Here is a 22,851-nt window from a genome sequence, read left to right as displayed (position 1 = left end):
GCGGGCGCCCTGCCCCCCCCCCTTATTATTGTCCCCCCCCCCCCCCCCCCCCCGGCGGGGGCGGGGGGGGGGGGGGTCCCCCCCCGGCTCCCCCCCCCCCGCCCCCCGTCCTCGTGCGGTCCCGTACCGGTCCTGCTCCGGCCCCGTCCCGCGCTCAGCCGATCTGCTCGTCCACCGGCGCGGGGTCCTCCGCCGCGCGCGGCCCCGGCACGCCGGCCCCCGCGGCGGCGGCCCCGGGCGAGCGCCGGGCGAGCAGCCGCTGGGCCAGCGGCTGGGTGTACCGGGCGGTGAGCGGGCCCACGATCACCAGGATCAGCACGTACGCCGTGGCCAGCGGGCCCAGCCGGGGCTCGATGCCGGACGTCACGGCGAGCCCCGCGATCACGATGGAGAACTCGCCGCGCGCGACCAGCGCCCCGCCGGCCCGCCACCGTCCCTTCACCGACACACCGGCCCGGCGCGCGGCCCAGTACCCGGTGAAGATCTTCGTGCAGGCGGTGACGACGGCCAGGAGCAGCGCGGGCAGCAGCACCGGCGGGATGCTCGCCGGATCGGTGTGCAGGCCGAAGAAGACGAAGAACACCGCGGCGAACAGGTCCCGCAGCGGGGAGAGCAGCGTGTGCGTGCCCTCGGCGACCTCGCCGGACAGGGCGATGCCGACGAGGAACGCGCCGACGGCGGCGGAGACCTGGAGCTGCTGGGCGATCCCGGCCACCAGGATCGTCAGCCCGAGCACGACGAGGAGCAACTTCTCCGGGTCGTCGCTCGACACGAACCGCGAGATGTGCCGGCCGTAGCGGACCGCCACGAAGAGCACGAGGCCGGCCGCGCCCAGCGCGATGGCGAGCGTGAGGCCGCCCGCGGCCCAGCCGACCCCGGCCAGCAGCGCGGTGATGATCGGCAGGTACACGGCCATCGCCAGGTCCTCCAGGACCAGGATGCTCAGGATGACCGGTGTCTCCCGGTTGCCGAGCCGTCCGAGGTCCCCGAGCACCTTGGCGATCACGCCCGACGACGAGATCCAGGTGACGCCCGCGAGCACGACGGCCGCGACCGGACCCCAGCCCATGAGGAGCGCGGCGGCGGCGCCCGGCAGCGCGTTGCACGTCATGTCGACGAGCCCGGCCGGGTACTGCGTCTTGAGGTTGCTGACGAGGTCGCTCGCCGTGTACTCCAGGCCGAGCATCAGCAGCAGCAGGATCACGCCTATCTCGGCGCCGATCGCGACGAACTCCTCGCTGGCGCCGAGCGGCAGCAGCCCGCCCTCGCCGAACGCGAGCCCCGCCAGGAGGTAGAGGGGGATCGGCGAGAACCGCAGCCGCCCGGCCAGCCGGCCGAGCAGGCCGAGGGCCAGGATGATCGCCCCGAACTCGATGAGGAAGACAGCGGAGTGCATCCGGTCACTCCCGCCCCAGGATCGCGGCCGCGGCCTCGACGCCCTCGCGGGTGCCGATCACGATGACCGTGTCGCCGCCCGCGAGCCGGAAGTCCGGGGTCGGCGAGGGGATCGCCTCCGCCCGGCGCAGCACCGCCACGATGGAGGCGCCCGTCTCGGTGCGCAGGTGCGTCTCGCCCAGCACCCGCCCGTTCCAGTGCGAGACCCCGGGGATCTCGATCCGCTCGGCGACCAGGCCGAGGTCGGTGGTGTGCAGCAGGTTCGGACTGTGGTGCGAGGGCATCAGCGCGTCGATGAGGTACGCCGCCTCGCCCGCGGACAGCTTGAGCGACAGGGCGCAGGCGTCCGGGTCGTCGGCCTGGTAGGCGTTGAGCGTGCGGCCCCCGTCCCGGTGGGCGACGACGGAGAGCTGGCGCTGCTCCCGCGTCGTGAGGTCGTAGCGGAAGCCGATCCCCGGCAATGGTGTCCTGCTCAGGCGTGAAGCGGGCACGTCTCTCCCCTTGTCCGTGCGGGTGCCGGGCTGCGGTCCCGGCGGGCATTAGGTGGCGCATGCATCTTTCGCTGCGACTGTCACCCTATACGGTTCATGTTTTGGCAAAGAAACGGTCAGCTGTCCCGGGGCGTGGCCGGGGGCGTGACCGGAGCCGGATGGGCCGCCAGCACCGTCTCCACCGTGTCCGCCTGCTCGGGCGTCTTGTCCTCGCGGTACCGCACCACCCGCGCGAAGCGCAGGGTCACCCCCGCGGGGTACCGCGTCGACCGCTGCAGACCGTCGTAGGCGATCTCCACGACCAGTTCGGGGCGGACCGTGACCACGTGCCCGTCGTCCCCGACCGCCAGCTCCCGCAGCCGCTCCGTCTGCCAGCTCAGCAGCGCGTCGGTGAGCCCCTTGAAGGTCTTGCCGAGCATCGCGAACGACCCGTCGGGGCGCCGGGCGCCCAGGTGCAGGTTCGACAGCTTCCCGGTCCGCCGTCCGTGCCCCCACTCGGCGCCGAGCACCACCAGGTCGAGGGTGTGCACGGGCTTCACCTTCAACCAGGACGCGCCCCGGCGTCCGGCGCTGTACGCCGCCTCCAGGCCCTTGAGGACGACGCCCTCGTGCCCGCGCGCCAGCGTCGCGTCGAAGAACTCCTGCGCCGCGGCCCGCTGCCCCTCCTCCGCGGGGTCCTCGACGACGGTCCGCCGCACCCGCATCGGCTCCGGCACCAGCAGCGCGAGCCGCTCGTGCCGCCGGCCGAAGGGCAGGTCCAGCAGATCCGCCCCGTCCAGGTAGAGCACGTCGAAGAAGACCGCCGAGACGGGCACCGCGCGGGCGGCCCGCGCCACGTCCACCCGGGACCCGACCCGCCCGGCCACCTCCTGGAAGGCCCGCGGGCGCCCGGTCCCGTCCAGCGCGATCACCTCGCCGTCCAGGATGAACCGCTCACCCGGCAGCTCCCGCGCCGCCGCCGTCACCTCGGGCAGCCGGTCGGTGATGTCGTCGAGCGTGCGGGTGAAGATCCGGACCTCGTCCCCGTCCCGGTGCACCTGCACGCGGATGCCGTCGAGCTTCTCCTCCACGGCGCACGCCCCCAGCTTGTCGAGCGCCTCGGCGACCGATCCCGCGGAGTGCGCCAGCATCGGCTGCACGGGGTGGCGCACGGTGAGCCGGAACCCGGCGAGCGCGTCCGGGCCGCCGGCGAGCAGCGCCCGCGCCACCGGTTGCAGCCCGCCCGCCAGCATCACCGCGCGCCGGACGTCGCCGGGCGGAGTGCCGGTGGCCCGCGCGAGCCCTTCGAGCGCGACCGCGTCCAGCGCGCCCTGGCGCACCTCGCCGGTCACCAGGCCGAACAGGAACCGCTGCTCGTCCTCGGTCGCCGCCGCCATCAACTCGCCGACCAGGCGGCGCCGTTCGGCCTGCGATCCGGCGCCGGCCACGTCGCCGAGCGCGGTCAGCGCGGCGTCGACGTCCTGCACGTTCAGCCGCGGCTCGGCGGCGGGCTGCACGCGCTCGCCCAGCACCCGCCAGCCGATGCCGAGCCGCCCCTGCGGGAGGCGTCCCGCCAGGTACGGGATGACGATCGGTACGTCGTCCGGGTCGGCGTCCCGGAACAGCTCCGCGAGCAGTTCGATCTTCCGGGACCGCGCCGAAGCGGCGGCGACCTCCTGGGACACCTGGGCCAGCCGGGCAAAGAGCATGCAGCCATGGTGCAACGGGTCCGCGACCGGCGCACGCGGCCTGCCGGCGTGCCGGGGGCGACCGCGGGCGGCGGAACGGCACGACCGCGGATCGAGCGTCACCTTTGAAACGTTAAGCGAGATATGTCGGAATATGGAGAGGTGGACGGGGCAAGGGGTGCGGGTCACACCGGACTGCTCACGTTCTGCCGTCATGCGTCGTCCCGCTGCCACGTCGAACGGGCATCAGGTACCACCCAGCGCAGAAAGAGAGCCCGCCATGCCGACCACGTTGCCCGCCACTCTCGAACAGCCCGTTCGCGCCCGCCTGATCACCGCGGAGGGCCCGGACGGCCCGGAGCGCGCGGTCACCGTGAGCCTCCGGTACGCCTCCGCCGACCCGCTCGCGGTCCAGCTGGTCTTCCCGGCCGCCGTCACCCTGGGCGGGTCCGACGTCACGTGGGAGTTCGCCCGCGCCCTCCTCGACGAGGGGCTGCGGCTGCCCTCCGGCGCCGGTGACGTGCATGTGTGGCCCTGCGGCCGGGCCCGTACCGCCGTCGAGCTGCACGCGCCCGGGGGGATGGCCGTCGTCCACTTCGACACCGCCGCCCTGCACCGGTTCCTCCAGCGCGCGTACGCCCTGGTCCCGGCGGGCGAGGAGGACGTGACGAGCGTCGTCGACCGGGCTCTCGCCCTGCTGCTGGGGCGCCCGGGACGGCTATGAGCGAGGCGCGGACCCGGACTCCGGCGCCGCGGACCGCGGCGGACGGGGCCGGTCGGCGCACCGCTCGTCGCCGGGCTCCAGCGCCGGTGCCGCGACGCCGAGATGGGACCGGCACTGCGGCCGCGGCGCGTCGTCGAGACGGGGGCGGACATGGCGCGGCCGCACGAACAGCGCCGCCGCGACGGCTGCCAGCGCGAACAGCAGGGCGCAGCCGTACGCGGCCCGGTGGAAGGCGGCGTTCACGGCGGCGGGCCGGGTGTACGCCGCGCCCGACAGCCCCACCGCCAGCGGCAGCCCGGCCACGACCAGCAGCTGGGCCACGCGCGCGGCCGTGTTGTTGACCCCGCTCGCGAGCCCGGCGCGCTCCGGCTCCACCGACGCCAGGACGGTCGCCGTCAGCGGGGCCACGAACAGGCTCATCCCCAGACCGAGCACGGCGACCGCGGGCAGGACCCCCGTCGCGTACGAGGAACCGGGCCCGATCCGCAGCATGAGCAGCACCCCGGCCGCGGCCACGAGCGGACCGGCGACGAGCGGCGGCGTCGGCCCGACCCGGTGCGCCAGGTCGGCGGCCCGGGCGGAGAGCAGCAGCATGAGGGCGGTCACCGGCAGCGTGGCCGTGCCCGCTTGCAGCGCGTCGTAGCCCAGCGTGATCTGGAGCTGCACCGGCAGCAGGAACAGGGTGCCGCCGATCCCCGCGTACAGGCACAGCGTCATCGCGTTCGTCGCGCTGAACAGGCGCGAGGCGAACAGCGACGGGGGCAGCATCGGCGCCGCCCGGCGCCGCTCCACCAGCACGAACGCGGTGCCCGCGGCGACGCCGACGAGCGCGGGCAGCCCGGTCGCGAGCGCCGAGGCCGTGCCGGACGCGCCGATCAGCGCGTAGCTGACCCCGCCCAGGCAGAGCGCGGCCAATACGGCGCCGAGCAGGTCGAAGGGGGCGTCGGCCGCGGTGGCGTCCCGGCTCTCGGGCACGTACCGCAGGGCCACGGCGAGCACGGCCGCGGCGAGCGGCACGTTGATGAGGAAGATCCACCGCCAGCCGGGCCCGTCGATGAGCCAGCCGCCGAGGAACGGGCCGAGCGCTCCCGCGACACCGGTGAGGCCGGACCACGCGCCGACGGCCAGCGCCTGGTCGTCGGGGTGGAAGACGGACCGCACGAGCGCGAGCGACCCCGGTGTCAGCAGCGCGGCGCCGACGCCTTGCAGCGCGCGTGCCGCGATCAGCGTCCCCTCGCCCGGCGCGAGACCGCACAGGGCCGACGCGAGCGCGAACCACGCCACGCCGAGCACCAGGGTGCGCCGCCGGCCGATCCGGTCGCCCATCGCCCCGCCCCACAGCAGCAGCGCGGAGAGCGTCAGCATGTAGGCGTTGACGACCCATTGCAGCGCGGACAGGGAGGCGCCGAGGTCGCGGCCCATGGTCGGCAGGGCGACGTTCACGACCGTTCCGTCGAGCATCGCCATGCCCGACGCCAGGACCACGCACGCGAGGATCCACCGCCCGCGCGCCGACGCGAGCCGGACCTGGGGGGCGGCGTCCGGGCCGGGGTGCACCGTGTCAGTCATCGGGCACATTCTGGGGGACGGCGGGCCCGGACGCGAGGCGTCGCCACCCCTGCCTCGTCCTCCTCCGCGGGGCGGGCCCCTCCGGTCACGGCCGGGCCGCAGGCTCGCGGTCCCGGAGCCGGGTGAACGCGGTCGGGTACGGGCGGTCGGCGAGGACGTCCCTGATGCGTTCCGCGCAGGCGCGCGGACTCATGGCACCGGTGTCGCACTCCAGGTCGTAGACGCCGTGCCGGTGCACCTGGTCGTACTGGAGCGCGGCGAGGCCGGCCGGGCGGTCGCCGCGGGCCGCTTCCCGGCGGGTCAGCTCGTCGAGCGGGCAGCGCACGCCGACGAACAGGACGCTCTCGGCGGGCAGGACGTCCAGGCAGTCGCGCAGCCGCCAGGGTTCGCTCAGCACGTGGTCCACGACGACGTCGTTGCCCACCTGGGCCATGGCCGCGACCGCGCGGTGGAAGCCCTCGCGCGTGCGGCGCAGCGCCGCGTCGAGCTCCGCGGGGCCCAGCTCCCGCTTGGTACGCATCGCGTTGAAGCCGTCCACCGCCAGATGGAAGAAGACGCCGTCGTCCAGGAGGTCGAGCAGCTCCCGGGCGATGCTCGACTTGCCCGAACTGGACGTCCCGTTGAGGAAGATGATGCGGCCCGTGGTCATGCGGGCATGATCACACGCCGTCCGTGCGCCGCGGCTCCGCTTGCACGGAAATTCGAACATGCGATCTAATCCTGGTTATGCGGCACACCATCACCGACGACCTCGTACGCACCCAGCAGGAATGGTCCGAGACCTACCGGCGGCTGGCCGAGCAGCCCGGGCGCACGGCCCTGCGCCGGCGGCTGCTGCGCCTGTCGCGCGTGCTGGCGGGGGAGCGGCTGACCCCGGCCGCCACGGTGGAGCTGCGCCGCCGGGCGCGCGAGAGCGGGGGTGCGTCGTGACGGACGCGCGCCCGTCGGCCCTCCACGGCTCGGGGGTGGGCATATGGGTCCAGTGGTAGTCGTCCACCGGCCGTCCCCCGGGGGCGGGCGCAGTGTCACGGCGCACGCCGTGCCCCTCGGGCTCGCGCACTCGGACGCGGACGTCATCGAGTTCCTGCGCCGCGCGGGCCTGGAGAACGCGGAGGACATCGTGCTCGGCGACTCCCCGCACATCGAGTGGCGCGGAGCACCGGCGCACACCTACGCGGCCGGGTGACGGCCGCGTGCCGCCCGTCGGCCCGGCCGGACCTGCTCGGGGCCGGGCCCCTGCCGGCCGGCCCGGGGGTCCGGCGCACAATGAGCGGACCGGCGCCCCCCGCGCCGGACCCGAGACAAGGAGTTCCATGTCCGTCCTCGACACCGAGATCGGCGCCCTCGGCGGCGGCCCCGCCCAGCTCGACCGGTACCAGGGCCAGGCCGTCCTCATCGTCAACGTGGCCTCCAAGTGCGGCCTCACCCCGCAGTACGCCGCCTTGGAGCGGCTGCACGAGCAGTACGCCGACCGCGGCTTCACCGTGCTGGGCGTGCCCTGCAACCAGTTCATGGGCCAGGAGCCCGGGACCGCCGACGAGATCGCCGAGTTCTGCTCGGCCACGTACGGCGTGACGTTCCCCATGACCGAGAAGGTCGACGTCAACGGCGCCGAGCGGCACCCGCTCTACCAGCGGCTGGTCGCCACCGCCGACGCCGAGGGGCACACCGGTGACGTGCGGTGGAACTTCGAGAAGTTCCTGATCGCTCCCGACGGCACCGTCGCGGCCCGCTTCGCCCCGCAGACCGAGCCCGACGCGCCCGAGGTCACCACGGCCGTCGAGGCCGCTCTGCCCCGCTGAACCCGCACCCGCCGCGACCGCCCGCGCCCGGGGCCCGTCCCCCGGCGCGGCGGTCAGGCGGGCGGCGGCCGGTGCAGGCGGCCCCGCGCCACCAGGTCGACCGTCACCGCCACCGCGACCGCCTGCACGGCCAGCAGCGCCACCAGGACGAAGAGCTGGACCGCCCCGGCCATGACCGGGGACGAACCGCCCAGGAGCATCCCGACGAACGCGCCGGGCAGCGTGACCAGGCCGACCGTACGGGTCTGGTCGAGACCGGGGAGCAGGGCGTCGGACGCGACGGGACGGGCGATCTCCAGGCGGGCCTCGTGGGGCAGGAGACCGAGCGCCAGGCAGGCCTCGACCTCACCGTGGCGGGCGGCCAGCTCGTCCAGGGCGCGGCGGCCCGCGAGGACCGTCGCGGTGAGCGCCCCGCCGACGAGGATGCCGGTGACGGGGATCAGGGCGATGCCGCGGGCCGGCAGCAGCCCCACCGCGATCAGCGCGCCGACGACCGGCGCCACCGGCGCGACGATCGGCAGCGCCGCCCACCGCCAACTGCGGTCCGGGGTGATCCGGCGGCCCGCGGTCCGCGCCGCCACACCGGCCATGAGCAGGACGAACCCCAGGAGCGCGACTCCGTGGTGGACCACCCAGCCGATCACCAGCGAGACCGCCCCGAGCTGGAGCGCCGCCCGGACGCCCGCCACCGCGATCTCCCGGGCCCGCCGCCACGACGAGTCCGGGGCGAGCCGGAACACCGCGGCGGTGGCCGCCGCCACGAGCAGCAGGGCGACGAGAATGGCACCGAGGGCGCCGTCGACGGGCAGGAGCGTGGCCGCCGCCACGGGTCGCTCAGGCATCCCGGCAGCCTAGGGTCTGTCTGGCAATTCCCGTCGTCGCCCGGAGGGCGGCCCCGCGGCGTCTGGTGCGTGCTCTCGGCGTGCCGGGTGCAAGGCCTCGTACTGGACGTACTTGGCCTGGTGCCCGGTGCGGCGAGAGCGCGTGCCAGGCGTCGCGGGGCTGGGGGCACCTCCCGGCCGAAGGCTGGGGGAGGGAATTGTCAGACAGGCCCTAGGTGCACCGGCCCCCGGCGTCGCCGGCGCGGCGGACCGGTGGTGGCCGGCCGGTTGCGCCGAACCCGCGTCAACCGCTCCCACCTGGGCACCGGTGCTGTGCCACGCCCCGTCCGTGCGGGACGATGGGCGGGCGACAGAGCGTAGAAGGACGACGCCGAGAAGAAAGAGGGCTGACCGTCATGGCACAGCAGGTGCAGGGCGTGATCGCGCGGGCCAAGGGCGCACCGGTGGCGATCGAGACGATCACGGTGCCGGACCCGGGGCCGGGCGAAGCCGTCGTGAAGATCCAGGCGTGCGGGGTCTGCCACACGGATCTGCACTACCGGGAGGGCGGGATCAACGACGAGTTTCCCTTCCTGCTGGGGCACGAGGCGGCGGGCGTCGTGGAGTCGGTGGGGGAGGGGGTCGCCGAGGTCGCGCCCGGTGACTTCGTCATCCTCAACTGGCGCGCGGTCTGCGGCCAGTGCCGCGCCTGCCGGCGCGGGCGGCCCCAGTACTGCTTCGACACCCACAACGCGCGGCAGAAGATGACCCTCGCCGACGGCACCGAGCTCAGCCCGGCCCTCGGCATCGGCGCGTTCGCCGAGAAGACGCTGGTCGCCGCGGGCCAGTGCACCAAGGTGGACCCCTCCGCGTCGCCCGCGGCGGCCGGGCTGCTCGGCTGCGGCGTGATGGCGGGCCTCGGCGCCGCGATCAACACCGGCGAGGTCGGCCGCGGCGACTCCGTCGCCGTCATCGGCTGCGGCGGCGTGGGGAACGCGTCGGTGGTCGGTGCCGTCCTGGCCGGCGCCGCGAAGATCATCGCCGTGGACATCGACGACAAGAAGCTGGCCACGGCCCGCTCGCTCGGCGCCACGCACACCGTCAACTCCCGCTCCACGGACGCGGTCGAGGCCGTGCGCCAGCTGACCGGCGGTTTCGGCGCGGACGTGGTCATCGAGGCGGTCGGCCGGCCCGAGACCTACCAGCAGGCCTTCTACGCGCGGGACCTGGCGGGCACCGTCGTGCTCGTCGGGGTGCCGACCCCCGAGATGCGGCTCGAACTGCCGCTGCTCGACGTGTTCGGACGCGGCGGCGCGCTCAAGTCGTCCTGGTACGGCGACTGCCTGCCCTCCCGCGACTTCCCGATGCTCATCGACCTGTACCTCCAGGGCCGGCTCGACCTCGACGCGTTCGTCACCGAGACCATCGGCCTGGCCGACGTGGAGAAGGCGTTCGAGCGGATGCACCACGGTGACGTGCTGCGTTCGGTGGTGATGTTCTGATGGCGGCCTCCGGCTCCACCGGGGCACGCGTCGAGCACCTGGTCACGTCCGGTACGTTCTCCCTCGACGGCGGCACGTGGGACGTCGACAACAACGTCTGGCTCGTGGGCGACGACTCCGAGGTGCTCGTCATCGACGCGGCGCACGACGCCGACGCCATCGCCGCGGCCGTCGGCGACCGGCGGCTCGTCGCGATCGTCTGCACCCACGCGCACGACGACCACATCGACGCGGCGCCCGCCCTCGCCGCGCGCACCGGCGCACCGATCCTGCTGCACCCCGCCGACACCGAGCTGTGGCGGCGGACGCACCCGGACCGGGCCCCCGACGCCGAACTGGCGGACGGGCAGCGGCTGACGGTCGCCGGCGTGGAGCTGACCGTGCTGCACACCCCGGGGCACTGCCACGGCGCGGTCAGCCTGTACGCGCCCGCGCTCGGCACGGTCTTCACCGGTGACACCCTCTTCCAGGGCGGCCCCGGCGCGACCGGACGCACCTTCAGCGACTTCCCCACGATCATCGACTCGATCCGCGACCGGCTGCTGACCCTGCCGCCACGGACCGAGGTCCGTACCGGGCACGGGGACAGCACGACGATCGGCGCGGAGGCGCCGGGCCTCGACGAGTGGATCAAGCGCGGCCACTGACATGTGGATGCGTCCGGCCGGGCGGCCGTCTCGACGGCCGCCCGGCCGGACGCACCACGCCGCACCACCGGTCCGGTGGGCGGAGCGCGGTCAGGCGGGCGCGAAGACCGCCCGTACCGTCTTGCCGCTCCCGCGCCGGTCCGGCTGGACGCTCCACCGCTGGGCCAGCGCGTGGACCAGGGCGAGGCCGCGGCCGGACTCGGCCAGCGGCGGGACGGTCCTGAGCTCGGGGAGCCCGGGGCCGTCGTCGCGCACCTCCACGATCAGCTCACCCGCGTCCATGCGCAGACTCATCCGGCACCGCTGCTCGGAGATCCGCGTGGCGTTGGTGACGAGCTCGGAGACCACCAGCTCGGCGTCGGCCGCGGTCTCGTCGGTCCGTCCCGCCAGGAACGACCGGGTGAGACGGCGGGCCCAGCGGGCGGCGTTCGCACCCCGCGGCATCAGGTACTCCACGCGTGCGGCACGCCGTTCGGCGCTCCGGAGCGCTCGCATGACGATCACTTCCTCTCGTAGTCTCCGGCACGGACGCCGCCGCGGTGACCGGTGCGGCTCCTGCGGAGCGTCGCGGGCAGGCGGGGGCGCCGGGACGGGCGCGTGGCGGGACGCGTCGCGGGACCCGCGAGCGCGTGGTACCCGTGCCCGATGCGCCGGCCGATCAGCACGTACGCGATCAGCGCGCCCGTGGTGTTCAGGATGACGTCGTCCACGTCGAACGCGCGGCCCTGCACGAGCGCGCCCTGCGCCAGCTCCACCAGCACCATGACGAGCGCGGTCAGCAGCAGCACCCGCAGCATCCGCATCCGCCGCCCCACGAGCACCGGCAGCAGCAGGCCGAACGGGGCTCCGAGCAGGAGATTGCCGCCGATCTGCTTGCACGCGGCCAGGAACGTGTACGACTCCGCGTACTGGCGCAGCGAGGCGCCCGGCCGCAGATTGGACCCGGCGATCTTGTCGGAGGCCGGGGACGGGGTGAGCGTGAGACGCGCCAGCACGGCGGAGAACAGGACGAGCGCGGCGAACGCGACCAGGGCCACCAGCACCCGCGCGAGCACCCGCCACCAGTTCCCCGGACGGGCCGCGTCCGCATTACGGGGTCCTTCCGTCACCGATGTCATGGACCCCTTGTGCCCGGCCCGGCCCGGAACACGCCGACTGACGGTGTGTCAACTCTCCTCCGTCGGATGGGCCAGCGCGTCGAGGAAGCGCTCCACGGCCGGCGACGACGCCCCGCCCTCACAGCGCGCCCGGTCCACCTGCGGTATCGGCGTCTTGCCGAGCTGCAGGGCCTGGGTCTCGATGGCCTCCGTCAAGTGCTGTCGTCCCAGGGCCCGTTCGGCGGCCGTACGGCGAACGTACTCGGCGACCGTCACGCCCAGGTGGTCCGCGTGCCCCTGGACCGCCTCGTACTCGTCGGGCGTGAAGAGTTCCCGCAGAAGCGCAGTACCGTCCATGGCCGCATGATGCCGCCCCGGATCGGGGCGCGGGTCCGTACGGCATATTCACCCCCCGTTCGCGTGATGTCCGTCCTGCGGCCGGGCGACGACACGGGGCCGCGGGGTGGACCCCCGTCGGCGATCTCCGATAAGTTAGGCAAGGCTTACCTAATGGAGGTTCAGGATGGGTGTCCGACAGATCGCCAGTGCCGTGCCCACCACGGCGACCCGCGCACGCTCCGTGCTCGCCGCCGCGTGGAGCTGCGGCGTCACCACCGACGTGGGCCAGGACGACCTCATCGGCGCGCACCGCGTCCGCGAGGACGGCACGGTGCGGATCGGGCCGCCGCCCGACAGCGTGCTCGCCGCCGCCGTGCTCTGCTCCCCGCACGGCCGTCCCACCGCCCTCCTGGAGTTCGCCGACGCGGCCCCCGTCCCCGTCCGCGACCGGGTCAGGTCCCGGCTCTTCCTCTCCGGCGAGCTGGTGCCCGACGGCGAGGACCTCGTGCTGCGCCCCGCGCGCGCCGTGCTCCAGACCCGCACCGAACGCCTCGGCATCCCGCTCGGCGAACTCGCCGCGGCCTCCCCCGACCCGCTGGCCCTCGCCGAACCCCGCCTGCTGACCCACCTCGCCGACGCGCACCCCGAGGCCGTCGAACAGCTCACCCGGCTCATCGCCCCCGACAGCCTGCACGGCGTCGTGCGGGTCCAGCCCCTCGCGGTCGACCGGCACGGCCTGACCCTGCGCCTGGAGCGCACCCGCGGCCAGGCCGACGTCCGCATCCCGTTCCACAGCCCGGCCGACGACCTCACCGCGCTGACCGAACGCATGCACTGCCTGCTCGCCTCCGCCCAGGCGGTCACCCGCCGCCGGAGGTGACCTTCTCGCGCGCGGCCGACGGCTCGGCCCCGGCCCGCCGCGGGGACCGCCGGAAGGCCCAGTCCATCCGCGGCTCGACGACATACCGGAAGACGCGCCGCACCGGGGTCGTGCACAGCAGCGTGATGCCGGTGACCGCCGTCGCCGTCACCGCCAGCTCCCCGAGCGGGGTGTGCAGCCAGGGATGGGCGTACCAGCCACCGAACCGCGCGGACTTGATGACGAAACCGTGCAGCAGATACGCGTAGATCGTCCCCGTCCCCAGCGCCGTGCACCACAGTTCGCGCCCCGGCACCCAGGCCAGGAAGCAGGCCGTGAGCAGCAGGGCGAGGGCGAACAGGGCGGGGGTCGCCAGCAGCCCCGCCCACCCGGGCACCCCGCGGCCCTCCACCGCCCCGCGGTGGTAGAACCACCCGGCGTCGAACCACGGCGCCACCTTGTACGCGGCCGCCACCGCGGCCAGCGCCACCGGCACCGCGGCCCACCGCACCCGCCAGGTACGCAGCCGCGCGAAGTGCTCGGGCCGCAGGACGAGCCCCACCACGAAGAACGGCAGGAACTGGAGCACCCGCTGCAACGCCAGGTCGCCGCCGGCGTCCGGCATCATCGACACCCCGGTCGCCAGCGCGAGCGAGACCGGCACGGGGTGGCGCAGTTGCAGCCACAGCGGCGTCGAGAGCCGCCAGACGAACAGCGCCACCAGGAACCACATCAGGTACCAGGGGTCCAGCAGGCTGATCGGATAGCCCGGGTCGTCCTGCCGCCACCGGTAGAACAGCGTGTAGGCCACCTCGAAGACGACGTACGGGACGACGACCCCCGTCACCAGCCGCTTCAGCCGCCCGGGCGCCATGTCGAAACTGCGCGAGAAGTACCCCGACACCAGCGCGAACGCCGGCATGTGGAAGGCGTAGACCGTCAGGTACACGGCCGTCACGGCGCGGCTTCCGTACGTCAGCGGTTCCCAGGCGTGCCCGCAGGCGACGAGCACGATGGTCAGGTACTTCACGTTGTCGAAGTACGACTCACGCGCCCTGCCGCCGCCGGATATGCCGTGTGCTGCCTGCTGTGCCATCGCGCCGCTGCGCCCCTCCCCGAGCCGGACCACGTCCCCCGCCTGCCCTCCGCAGACCGTTCCATGACTGCGGCCGGGAGACAAGCGACGGGCGCGACGCCCGGGTCAGACGGCGGTGTAGGCGCCGTCCACCAGGTGGTAGCTGCCCGCCACGAACGAGGCGCGGTCCGAGAGTAGGAACGCGATCAGCTCCGCGACCTCCTCGGCGAGACCGAGGCGGCCCGCCGGGTGCAGGCCGACGAGACCCTGGTAGGCGGCCGTGTCCATCTCCTTGAGCAGCGGCGTCTCGATGAAGCCGGGGCCGACCGCGTTGACGCGGATGCCCTGGGCCGCGTACTCGGCGGCCGCCGTCTTGGTCAGGCCGACGACGCCGTGCTTGGCGGCGACATAGGCGGGGGAGCCCGCGAAGCCGACCGAGCCGAGGATGGAGGCGACGTTCACGATCGCGCCGCCGCGGCCCGCGGCCTCCATGACGGGAAGCTCGTAGCGCATCGAGTAGAAGACGCCGTCGAGATTGGTGCGGACGACGCGGTCGTAGACGTCGATGTCGTACGCGCCGGTCGGGGCGCTGGCGCCGCCGATGCCCGCGTTGTTCACGGCCAGGTCGAGGCCGCCGAAGGTGTCGACGGCGAACTGGACGGCGGCTTCCACCGAGGCGGGCCGGGTCACGTCGAGCGCGACGGCGGCGGCCTCGACACCCTCGCCCGTCAGCGTCTCGGCGGCCTCCCGCGCGCCCTGCTCGTTGTAGTCCGCGATGACGACGCGCGCGCCGCCGCGGCCGAGGCGGCGCGCGGTGGCCAGGCCGATGCCCGAGGCGGCGCCGGTGACCAGTGCGGTCCGGCCGGTGAACTCGGTGGCGTACTCGGTGATCCTGCCGGTGGTGGGGGTGGTGCTCATGGTGCGTGTCACTCTCTGCTTGCTCTGCTTGCGAGGTCGGAGGTCGCCGCCGATCGGGCGGCCTCCCCGATGAGTTCGTCGTAGGCCCGCGTCACCAGTGCGGCGAGGTCTCCGGCGTCCTGGTCCGCGCCGCGCGCCCAGGTGCGCAGCGCGGCGGTCAGTACTCCGGCGGCGGCGCCGACGACGACCTCGGGACGCGGGTCCCGGGCGGGGTCGGTGCCGAGCCGGTCGGCGATGATGCGGACGGACTCGTCCTGGGCGTCGACCCGGATGCGCTCGTACGCGGCGAACAGGGCGGGCTCCGTGTCCAGCGTGGCGTACAGCCTGCGCAGCACCGGGCGGTGGTGCCAGCCGGGGGTCTCCCGGTCGGCCAGCCAGTCCCCGACCGCGTTGCGGTACGCGCGCAGCGGGGGCTCGTCCGCGGGCCGCTCGCGCAGGGCCGCGTTGATCCGGGCGCCGTCCGCGCGGGTGAAGTCGAGCGCCGCGTCCTCCTTGCCGGTGAAGTGCCGGCTGAAGGTGCGGCGCGTGACGTCCGCGCGCTCGGCGATCGCCTCGACGGTCACCTCGCCGAGCCCGTGCGCGAGCACCAGCTCGACGGCGGCCTCCGCCAGCGCCTCCCGTGTCCGGCGGGCCTTGACCTGCCGACGGTCCTCGGGGGGCGGGGTGGGGGAGCCCTCGTTCGCCTTCATGGGTTCAGCGTACACCTGGATGTCCCGATGGGACATGAGTCCCGGTGGGACATGGATGGGGTGGGGTCGCGTCGGGGTGGTGTCAGGCGTGCCAGTGACCGTGCAGGGCGGCCGTGGCGAATCCGGGGCCGTAGGCGACCACGGAGCCCCGGGCGCCCGGGGCGGGCGGTGCGTCGTGCGTCCGCTCCAGGACGCGCAGCACGCTGACGCCCCCGAGATTGCCCTCGTCGGTGAGGGTGTCGGTGGAGTGCCGGGCCGCGTGGTCGTCCAGCTCCAGGGCCGCCGCCGTGTCCGCGATGATGCGGGGGCTGCCCGGGTGGATCACCGCGAAGTCACTGCGGCGGCCGTCCAGCCAGCCGAGGAGCGGCGGCAGCGCGTCGCGGGACGCGGCCCGTCCCTCCTTCGTGGCGTCGAAGTGCAGCCCGTCCGAGGTGATCCGGCCGCTCAAGAAGTGCGCGCTGTCCGGCAGGACGTGCTCGTGGCTGTCCTCGACGGCGAAGCCCGGGCCCAGCGGTTCGCCGCTGACGACGGCGGCGCCCGCCGAGTCGCCGAACAGCGCCTTGTAGATCATCGCGTCGATCCCCGTGTCGCTGTGGTGGTACACGGCGGAGATCACCTCCGCCGCGACGACCAGAACTGGGTCGGCGGGCCGCGCGGCCACCATGTCGGCCGCGCGGATCAGGGACTTGGTGCCCCCCGTGCACGCGAGCGTCGTCTGCGCGAGGGCGCGGGCGGTGGGCCGCATCCCCAGCCGGGTCATGAGCTGCACGTCGAGATTGGGCACCGCCCAGCCGGTGGAGTGCGTGGTGACGATGCCGCCGAGCTCCGCGGCGGTCAGGCCGGCGTCGGCCAGCGCTCCCTCGGCGGCCTCCTGGGCGAGGTCGAGGGCGTCGGCGAAGGCGCCGCGGGCCCGCTCGCCGACACCGGCGTCCGCCGCGGTCGCCGCGGTGAGCGGCCGGGTGAAGTAGCGGGTGTGGACACCGCATCCCTGCACCGCGCGGACGGCCGCCGCCAGGCGGGGATGGTCCGGGTGATGGGCGCGTATGTCGTCCGCGATCTCGTCGGTGGTCACCTTGTGGGAACCCAGGACGGTGCGCGGTCGGGACACGTAGACGGACATGTGGTGGCTCCCACGGATCTGGAGGGGGTGTGGGGGGCCGGATCAACGTACGTCAATTATGTGTGACGATTGAAGGGGCGTCAGCCCGCCTGTAGCGCGGGCATGCGCGGATGGGCCCGCCGCACGCCCGGGTGGAAGACCAGGATCATCAGGCGTGCCCCCGGAGTGGTGAGCGGCTGCGCCGCGCACATCGTCGCCCAGCCGGGGCCCAACCGGGCGTGCAGCAGCGGCCGTTCGTCGCCGTCCGGGTGGATGGCCGAGCCCCCCGCCTCGTAGATGGCGGCGGCCTCCGGGTCGGCCAGTACCTCCTTCTCGATCTGGCGCAGCGTGTCGTCCTCGGGGCGCGCGGCCAGGGCGGCCCGCAGCTGGGGGAGGAGCAGCGGCGCCCAGGAGGTGGCCCAGTCCGTGAGCATGTGGTGCGCGTGCCGGTCCAGGAGCATCCACCGCATCGTGTTCGTCGGGGGCTGATCGCCCGGGAACAGCTCGGTGAAGGCCCTGTTGCAGGCGAGCAGGTCCCAGGAGGCGTCGGACACGTAGGCGATGTGGTTGATGCCGTCGACCGCTTCCTGCCAGACGCCCGGGATCTCCTTGCCGGACGACAGGTAGAGCGGCCCGGGGGGATCCTGGAGCAGGGCGTACCGGCACAGCAGCACCCATTCCTGCTCGTTCAGGCCGAACAGGCGGGCCACGTCGCGCAACAGATCCGCCGGCGGGCTCGGGTAACTCCCCGACTCCAGACGGTGGTACGTCCCGAGCGTCCGGTGCAGCAGCTGGTCGACCTGGTGCTGCGACAGGCCGGGCGCGCGCCGCCCCTGTCCCGTGGGGCGTTGAAAGCCGTGGGACTCGGGGGCTATGAGGGCACGCCGTTCACGGAGCAGGGCGCGGAGCGCCTTCTTGTTCATGGTGGGTAATCCCTCTTCGTACACGCCGGGTTGAGCGTGAGCAGTCTAAATACTCCCATCGCCTTTGGTAATAAACATTGCCCGAAGAAAACGATCAGACACTCCGTCATGATGTCTCGTGCGGGGTTACCCACCTGCCGGTTTCATCGTCTGTGAGCACGTAGACACAGGGATGAGGCACCTGTGCCGGGCCGCTCGAAAATGGCCGAAATTTCCCGGCGTCGGGTAACTCACGAGCCTTCGGGCTGTTCGCGTAAGAGGTAGCGGGACCGGGCCACTTAATTGCTCGATGTGGCCGGAATATGCGTTGCACGACGCACGTCCCGCGCTCGTCGGCGAGCGAGGTCCGGAGGTCACTGGCTGCGGTCGGTGCCGTCACTCGCCATTACGTAGCGGCCACGGCACCGACCGCGCCCGGTCTCCCTCCGCCACCGGCGCGCCGCGGGCCCGCGGACGGCCGGAGCGACGCTCCCCTGACCGCGTTTGTGCTCGCCACAGGCCTGTAGAGCGCCGTGTACCGGTGCCGGCGGCTGTCGGCGGACGAGCGGACCGTCCTGTGCCGAAGGCGCCCCGGCAAGACCGGACGCACCGGGCCCCCGCCCACCCGGCTCGCCGCCCGCCACCGGCCGCGCGACCCCGCCCACCACGTCCGGTGCTCCACGCGGCGGCCCCGCGCCGCCGGAGCCACCGATCCGGAAGTTGGCGAGAATCGCGCCGTCCGCGGCCGGAAGCGGCACGCCCCTTCCCGGCGCCGGAGGGATGCGGTCAGCCTCGGTCCGCCTTGGGCAGCGTGCGCACGTAGTCCTCCGCCGCCGCGTCCAGGCCGATGTCGTGCTGGGCGCGCTCGGACAAGTACCAGCGGTGCTCCAGGAGTTCGTGGTACAGCTCGGCCGCGTCCATCGGGCCCGGGAGGCGGTCGCGCACCGCACGGACCGTCGGACGGAACACGTCGCGCACCCAGCGGTGGGCGAGGACCTCGGGACGGGCGCCCGGCGCGTCCTCCTGCGTCGCCATCCAGCTCTCCAGGTCACCGAGGAGCCGCCGCGCCTGGTTCTCCTCCGCGTCCAGACCGGTCAGCCGCAGCAGCTGGCGCTGGTGATGGCCCGCGTCGACGACCTTCGGCACGAACGTGACGGTGTCGCCGTGCGGCGAACGGGAGATCTGCATCTCCGCCACGTCGAAGCCCAGGTCGTTCAGCCGGCGGATGCGGCGCTCCATGTAGTGGTGCTTGCCCGCCGGATAGACCGAGGTGCGGGTCAGCTCGCTCCACAGGTTCGCGTACCGCTGCCCTATCTCCGTGCCGAACTCGATCGGGTCGATGGACGGGTGCAGCGCCCCCGACGCCTCCAGGTCGAGCATCTCGCCGCTGATGTTCACCCGGGCCAGATCGATGTCGTACTCGCGCTGCCCGTCGCTCAGCGTCGGATGCAGCTCGCCGGTCTCCGCGTCCACCAGGTACGCGGCGTACGCGCCCGCGTCCCGCCGGAACAGCGTGTTGGAGAGCGAGCAGTCGCCCCACGCGAACCCAGCGAGGTGCAGCCGCACCAGCAGGACCGCCAGCGCGTCCATCAGGCGGTGGACCGTGGACGGGCGCAGCGTCGTCTCGAACATGGACCGGTAGGGCTGGGAGCCGCCCAGGTGCCGGGTGATCAGCACCGGCTCCAGCGGGGTGCCGTCCGGCTGCTCGCGGCCCGTGACGACGGCCAGCGGATCGACCGACGGTATCCCCAACCGGTCGAGGGTGCGCAGCAGTTCGTACTCGCGCAGCGCCGGACGCTCGGCCAGTTCCTTCACGGCGACGACCTCGTCCCCGGCGCGCGCGTAGCGCACCACGTGCCGGGAGATGCCGCGCGGCAGCGGCACGAGGTGCTCCGGCGGCCACTCCTCCAGCGGGATGTGCCACGGCAGGGCGAGCAGGAGCACCGGGTGCTCGGGGTTGGTGGCGCTGATCTGGAGCGGCATGGTCCCCAGCGTAGAGGGCCCGGACCGGCGGCCCCCGGCGCCGGGTCACTCGCCGCGGGGCCCGGCGCCGTCCGCCGTGAGGGAACGCTCCGCCGCCGCGAGGATCTCGGTCAGCCGCAGCCCGAAGCGGGCATCGCACGGCGCCGCCGCCCCGGTGCGCGCCGACTCCCGCAGGACGTCGATGGCCGCGGCCAGGGACTCCTGCGCGGCGCCGCCCGACGGCATCGTGAACACCCCGGCCGGTCCCCGCAGTTCGACGGTGGAACCGGCCGCCGCGCGCGGCGCCGTCAGGCTCAGGGTCGCCGTGCTGGAGGCGCCGGAGGCGTGCCGCAGGACGAGATGCACGGTGTCCCCGGCGCCGTGCCGTGCCGTCACCTCCACCACGTCGCCGAGAACGGGCAGCAGCACCGAGAGCGCGTGCGGGCCCACGTCCCACAGGGCGCCGCGCTCGGCCCGCCACGGCGTCGAGGCCCGCACCTCGGCGTCGTCGCCCGGCGTGTAGAGGGCGCCGTACCAGTCGGCGCGTCCGGTGAACCAGTCCGTGACGGCCGCCTGTTCGGCGATCCAGGCCGCGGGGGCGGGCGCGTAGCGCAGCGTGCAGAAGACGGCCGAGGCGACGCCCGCCGCGTCGACCGCCTCCGCCACGGCGCGCGCCGCGTCCGGCTCCGTGGCGACAGGTTTGTCGAGCAGCAGATGGCAGCCGGCCGCCGCGGCCCGGGCCGCCAGGGGTGCCTGTACGTCCGGCGGCACGGCGAACGCCACCGCGTCGCACGCCGCGAACAGGGCGTCCACGTCCTCGTACGCCGTGGCGTCGTGCTCCGCCGCGAGCGCGGCGGCGGCCTCTAGGCGGCGGCCCCAGACGCCGAGGAACGCGGTGTGCGGATGGGCGGCGAGCGCCGGGGCGTGGGTCCGCCGGGCCCAGGGGCCCGTGCCGACAAGTCCGAAGCGCAGTACGTCGGTCGAGGTCATGAGGGGCAGTATCGCCCGGACGCCCCGGGAACCGCAGGCGCGGGCGCCCCGGGCGCGTGGCGCGGGCCCCGCCGGGCCACCGCCCGGCCCCCGACGGGCACAGACAGCGGCACGCGCGGTGGTGAATAATGATTCACCTCGCGGGTGAATGCGTATTCACCCCATCTCCCGGCGCCGGTCCCCGGCCCGCGTCCCGAGCAGGAGACCCCATGGACGCCGCTGCGATACCCGTGCCGCCGCGCCTGCGCGAGCGCCTCACCGTGCCCGTGCTCGCCTTCGGCGGCATCCTCATGGCGGTCATGCAGACCGTCGTCGTCCCGCTGCTGCCCGATCTGCCCCGGCTCACCGGCGCCTCTCCCGGCGCCGTGTCCTGGATGGTCACCGCGACGCTTCTCGCCGGCGCCGTCCTCACCCCCGTCCTCGGCCGGGCCGGCGACATGTACGGCAAGCGGCGCGTCCTGCTGATCGCGCTCGCCCTGATGACCGTCGGCTCCGTGCTCTGCGCGCTCACCTCCGACATCCGCGTCCTCATCGCGGCCCGCGCGCTCCAGGGCGCCGCGGCGGCCGTGGTGCCGCTGTCCATCAGCATCCTGCGCGACGAACTCCCGCCGCACCGCACCCACTCCGCGGTCGCCCTGATGAGTTCCACCGTCGGCGTCGGCGCCGCCCTCGGACTGCCGCTGGCCGCGCTGATCGTGCAGTACGCGAACTGGCACGTGATGTTCTGGGCGACCAGCGCGCTCGGCGCGCTCGGGCTCGCCCTCGCCTGGTGGGCGGTGCGCGAATCACCGGTCCGGGCCCCCGGCCGCTTCGACGCGCTGGGCACCCTCGGCCTCGCCGCGGGCCTGGCCGGTCTGCTGCTCGGCGTCTCGCAGGGCGGGCAGTGGGGCTGGGCCGGCGCCCGCGTCGTCGGCCTGTTCGCCGGCGCCGTCGTGGTCCTCGGCCTGTGGGCGTGGCAGCAACTGCGCACCGCGAGCCCACTGGTGGACCTGCGGCTCGCCGTGGGCCGCCGCGTCGGACTGCCGCACGTCGCGGCGTTCTTCACCGGCTTCGCGTTCTACGCCAACTCGCTCGTCACCGCGCAGCTCGTGCAGGCCCCCGTCGCCACCGGCTACGGCCTGGGCCTGTCCATCGTCGCGACCGGCCTGTGCATGCTCCCCAGCGGCGTCATCATGCTGCTGTTCTCCCCGGTCTCCGCCCGGATCTCCGCCGCGCGCGGCCCCCGCGTCACGCTGGCCGCCGGCGGGGTCGTCCTCGCCCTCGGCTACGCCGTGCGGATCGCCGACAGCACCGACCTGTGGGTCGTCCTGGTCGGCGCGGCCGTCGTGTCGACCGGTACGACCCTCGCCTACTCGGCGCTGCCCACGCTGATCCTGCGCGCCGTCCCGCCGGGCGCGACCGCCTCCGCGAACGGGGTGAACGTCCTGATGCGCACCATCGGCCAGGCCGTCTCCAGCGCCGCCGTCGCCGCCGTGCTCGTCCACCACACCACCAGGGTGGGCGGCGCCGAGGTGCCGACCCTCTCCGGCTACCAGCTCGCCTTCGCGATGGCGGGCACGGTCGCGCTGGTGGCCACGGCCGTCGCCCTCACCGTCCCCTCCGACCCCGCACCGCAGGGCGCGGGCGCCGCCGTCCCGACGGTCGCCGCGAAGGGGGTCTGACGTGATGAGCACGGCCTACGCCGACGCGCCGGGGGCGGGCGCGGGGCGGCGCGACGCCGAGGCGACCAGGGCCGCCATCATGACGGCCGCCCGCCACCTGCTCGCCCGGCACGCCCACGGCGACATCACCCTCAAGGCGATCGCCGAGCGGGCCGGGGTCAGCCCGCCGCTCATCCTCAAGTACTTCGGGAACAAGGACGCGTTGTTCTCCCGCGTCATGAACTTCGAGGCGGACGTCGAGGCCTTCCTCGACGCGCCCCTGCACCGGCTCGGCGCCCACATGGTCCGCCACGTCCTGACCGGACACGCCGAGCGCGGCGCCGACCCCGTCCTGCGCATCGTCTTCGCCCCGCTCCACGGCGAGCAGGGCGAGATCCTGCGGGCCAACTTCCGCTCCCAGGTCAGCGGCCGCCTCGGCGAACGCCTCACCGGCGAGGACGCGGGCCTGCGCGCCGAACTCGCCGTCTCCATGCTGCTCGGCCTCGGCGTCATGTACGGCATCGCCCGTGGCCCGCACGTGCGGGCCACGGACATCGAGGAGATCGTGGACCGCTACGCCCCGGCGGTCCAGGCCCACCTCACGCCGTAACCGGCCCCGGCTGTTCCAGGGCTGCGTGGGGCCAGCCCCTGACGATGCAGGCC

General features: G+C 74.3%; 25 protein-coding genes. 9 read left to right on the top strand and 16 right to left on the bottom strand.

Annotation, left to right across the window (positions count from 1 at the left end; all coding sequences use genetic code 11):
• Nucleotides 1-154: 154 nt before the first annotated feature.
• From ACIBW6_RS29565 to ACIBW6_RS29555, 3 genes are all read right to left on the bottom strand, one after another.
• Nucleotides 155-1,396, bottom strand: a complete 1,242-nt coding sequence (locus tag ACIBW6_RS29565) for a cation:proton antiporter (protein ID WP_399064890.1) — start codon at nt 1,394-1,396, stop codon at nt 155-157.
• A 4-nt stretch (nt 1,397-1,400) separates the two neighbouring features.
• The gene (locus tag ACIBW6_RS29560) at nt 1,401-1,886 is read right to left on the bottom strand and encodes a cation:proton antiporter regulatory subunit (protein ID WP_399064889.1); all 486 of its coding nucleotides are present in this window, start codon (nt 1,884-1,886) and stop codon (nt 1,401-1,403) included.
• A 116-nt stretch (nt 1,887-2,002) separates the two neighbouring features.
• The gene (locus ACIBW6_RS29555) at nt 2,003-3,574 is read right to left on the bottom strand and encodes an ATP-dependent DNA ligase (protein ID WP_399064887.1); all 1,572 of its coding nucleotides are present in this window, start codon (nt 3,572-3,574) and stop codon (nt 2,003-2,005) included.
• Between the two features lie 259 nt (nt 3,575-3,833).
• Between ACIBW6_RS29555 and ACIBW6_RS29550 the strand changes: the two genes are divergently transcribed.
• Nucleotides 3,834-4,277 (top strand): SsgA family sporulation/cell division regulator, encoded by a 444-nt coding sequence (locus ACIBW6_RS29550; protein ID WP_399064886.1) that lies wholly within the window; start codon nt 3,834-3,836, stop codon nt 4,275-4,277.
• On the opposite strand, the gene ACIBW6_RS29545 is transcribed toward ACIBW6_RS29550, so the two are convergent.
• On the bottom strand, nt 4,272-5,846 hold the full coding sequence (locus tag ACIBW6_RS29545) for an MFS transporter (protein ID WP_399064883.1): 1,575 nt from the start codon (nt 5,844-5,846) through the stop codon (nt 4,272-4,274). The two genes, ACIBW6_RS29550 and ACIBW6_RS29545, sit on opposite strands and share 6 nt — an antisense overlap.
• An 85-nt stretch (nt 5,847-5,931) precedes the next feature.
• Nucleotides 5,932-6,495, bottom strand: a complete 564-nt coding sequence (locus ACIBW6_RS29540) for a chloramphenicol phosphotransferase CPT family protein (protein WP_399064881.1) — start codon at nt 6,493-6,495, stop codon at nt 5,932-5,934.
• Nucleotides 6,496-6,572: 77 nt separating this feature from the next.
• On the opposite strand from ACIBW6_RS29540, the gene ACIBW6_RS29535 reads away from it, so the two are divergent.
• From ACIBW6_RS29535 to ACIBW6_RS29525, 3 genes are all read left to right on the top strand, one after another.
• Entirely contained in the window at nt 6,573-6,776 is a 204-nt protein-coding gene (locus ACIBW6_RS29535; protein WP_399064879.1) for a hypothetical protein, read from the top strand.
• Nucleotides 6,777-6,819: 43 nt separating this feature from the next.
• Nucleotides 6,820-7,032: a hypothetical protein gene (locus ACIBW6_RS29530; RefSeq protein ID WP_399064877.1), complete on the top strand. Its 213-nt coding sequence runs from the start codon at nt 6,820-6,822 to the stop codon at nt 7,030-7,032.
• Nucleotides 7,033-7,159: 127 nt separating this feature from the next.
• Complete coding sequence (locus ACIBW6_RS29525) at nt 7,160-7,648, top strand: glutathione peroxidase (protein ID WP_399064875.1); 489 nt, start codon at nt 7,160-7,162, stop codon at nt 7,646-7,648.
• Nucleotides 7,649-7,701: 53 nt separating this feature from the next.
• Here ACIBW6_RS29525 and ACIBW6_RS29520 read toward each other — a convergent pair whose 3' ends face one another.
• Nucleotides 7,702-8,490, bottom strand: coding sequence for an ABC transporter permease (locus ACIBW6_RS29520; RefSeq protein ID WP_399064873.1), 789 nt, complete (start codon nt 8,488-8,490; stop codon nt 7,702-7,704).
• A 395-nt stretch (nt 8,491-8,885) separates the two neighbouring features.
• Here ACIBW6_RS29520 and ACIBW6_RS29515 point away from each other — a divergent pair, with 395 nt between their 5' ends.
• Both ACIBW6_RS29515 and ACIBW6_RS29510 read left to right on the top strand, forming a co-directional pair.
• Nucleotides 8,886-9,971 (top strand): S-(hydroxymethyl)mycothiol dehydrogenase, encoded by a 1,086-nt coding sequence (locus tag ACIBW6_RS29515; protein WP_399064871.1) that lies wholly within the window; start codon nt 8,886-8,888, stop codon nt 9,969-9,971.
• Complete coding sequence (locus ACIBW6_RS29510; RefSeq protein ID WP_399064870.1) at nt 9,971-10,618, top strand: MBL fold metallo-hydrolase; 648 nt, start codon at nt 9,971-9,973, stop codon at nt 10,616-10,618. Before ACIBW6_RS29515 ends, ACIBW6_RS29510 begins: the two co-directional genes overlap by 1 nt.
• A gap of 90 nt (nt 10,619-10,708) precedes the next feature.
• Here the strand turns inward: ACIBW6_RS29510 and ACIBW6_RS29505 are convergent, their stop codons facing one another.
• From ACIBW6_RS29505 to ACIBW6_RS29495, 3 genes are read right to left on the bottom strand one after another with little or no spacing between them, the layout of a single operon-like run.
• The gene (locus ACIBW6_RS29505) at nt 10,709-11,113 is read right to left on the bottom strand and encodes an ATP-binding protein (RefSeq protein ID WP_399064868.1); all 405 of its coding nucleotides are present in this window, start codon (nt 11,111-11,113) and stop codon (nt 10,709-10,711) included.
• Nucleotides 11,114-11,118: 5 nt separating this feature from the next.
• Entirely contained in the window at nt 11,119-11,736 is a 618-nt protein-coding gene (locus ACIBW6_RS29500) for a VanZ family protein (RefSeq protein ID WP_399064866.1), read from the bottom strand.
• Nucleotides 11,737-11,784: 48 nt separating this feature from the next.
• Nucleotides 11,785-12,072 carry a plasmid mobilization protein gene (locus tag ACIBW6_RS29495; protein ID WP_399064864.1) on the bottom strand — a complete coding sequence of 96 codons (288 nt, stop codon included), beginning with the start codon at nt 12,070-12,072 and terminating at the stop codon, nt 11,785-11,787.
• 166 nt (nt 12,073-12,238) lie between these two features.
• On the opposite strand from ACIBW6_RS29495, the gene ACIBW6_RS29490 reads away from it, so the two are divergent.
• Nucleotides 12,239-12,934, top strand: coding sequence for a DUF2470 domain-containing protein (locus ACIBW6_RS29490; RefSeq protein WP_399064862.1), 696 nt, complete (start codon nt 12,239-12,241; stop codon nt 12,932-12,934).
• Here the strand turns inward: ACIBW6_RS29490 and ACIBW6_RS29485 are convergent.
• The 7 genes from ACIBW6_RS29485 to ACIBW6_RS29455 all read right to left on the bottom strand — a co-directional run bounded on the left by ACIBW6_RS29485 (nt 12,915) and on the right by ACIBW6_RS29455 (nt 20,548).
• Nucleotides 12,915-14,009, bottom strand: a complete 1,095-nt coding sequence (locus tag ACIBW6_RS29485) for an acyltransferase family protein (RefSeq protein WP_399064860.1) — start codon at nt 14,007-14,009, stop codon at nt 12,915-12,917. The genes ACIBW6_RS29490 and ACIBW6_RS29485 overlap by 20 nt on opposite strands.
• 105 nt (nt 14,010-14,114) lie before the next feature.
• Nucleotides 14,115-14,906 carry an SDR family NAD(P)-dependent oxidoreductase gene (locus tag ACIBW6_RS29480; protein WP_399064858.1) on the bottom strand — a complete coding sequence of 264 codons (792 nt, stop codon included), beginning with the start codon at nt 14,904-14,906 and terminating at the stop codon, nt 14,115-14,117.
• A gap of 8 nt (nt 14,907-14,914) precedes the next feature.
• Nucleotides 14,915-15,595 carry a TetR/AcrR family transcriptional regulator gene (locus ACIBW6_RS29475; RefSeq protein WP_399064855.1) on the bottom strand — a complete coding sequence of 227 codons (681 nt, stop codon included), beginning with the start codon at nt 15,593-15,595 and terminating at the stop codon, nt 14,915-14,917.
• An 82-nt stretch (nt 15,596-15,677) separates the two neighbouring features.
• Entirely contained in the window at nt 15,678-16,715 is a 1,038-nt protein-coding gene (locus ACIBW6_RS29470) for a PhlD (protein WP_399064854.1), read from the bottom strand.
• A gap of 80 nt (nt 16,716-16,795) precedes the next feature.
• Nucleotides 16,796-17,617, bottom strand: a complete 822-nt coding sequence (locus ACIBW6_RS29465) for a helix-turn-helix domain-containing protein (protein ID WP_399064852.1) — start codon at nt 17,615-17,617, stop codon at nt 16,796-16,798.
• Between the two features lie 765 nt (nt 17,618-18,382).
• A complete protein-coding gene (locus ACIBW6_RS29460) occupies nt 18,383-19,579 on the bottom strand; it encodes a DUF4032 domain-containing protein (RefSeq protein WP_399064851.1) in 1,197 nt (398 codons plus the stop codon).
• A gap of 45 nt (nt 19,580-19,624) precedes the next feature.
• On the bottom strand, nt 19,625-20,548 hold the full coding sequence (locus ACIBW6_RS29455; RefSeq protein WP_399064849.1) for a Gfo/Idh/MocA family protein: 924 nt from the start codon (nt 20,546-20,548) through the stop codon (nt 19,625-19,627).
• Between the two features lie 209 nt (nt 20,549-20,757).
• On the opposite strand from ACIBW6_RS29455, the gene ACIBW6_RS29450 reads away from it, so the two are divergent.
• Nucleotides 20,758-22,209, top strand: coding sequence for an MFS transporter (locus ACIBW6_RS29450; protein WP_399064847.1), 1,452 nt, complete (start codon nt 20,758-20,760; stop codon nt 22,207-22,209).
• Nucleotides 22,210-22,213: 4 nt separating this feature from the next.
• Nucleotides 22,214-22,798 carry a TetR family transcriptional regulator gene (locus ACIBW6_RS29445; RefSeq protein WP_399064844.1) on the top strand — a complete coding sequence of 195 codons (585 nt, stop codon included), beginning with the start codon at nt 22,214-22,216 and terminating at the stop codon, nt 22,796-22,798.
• Nucleotides 22,799-22,851: the final 53 nt, after the last annotated feature.

It is taken from the genome of Streptomyces sp. NPDC049813 (genome assembly GCF_044465085.1).
Taxonomy (GTDB): domain Bacteria; phylum Actinomycetota; class Actinomycetes; order Streptomycetales; family Streptomycetaceae; genus Streptomyces.
Note: the sequence above shows the minus strand (reverse complement) of the source record. Positions and strands in the feature narration are given on the sequence as shown.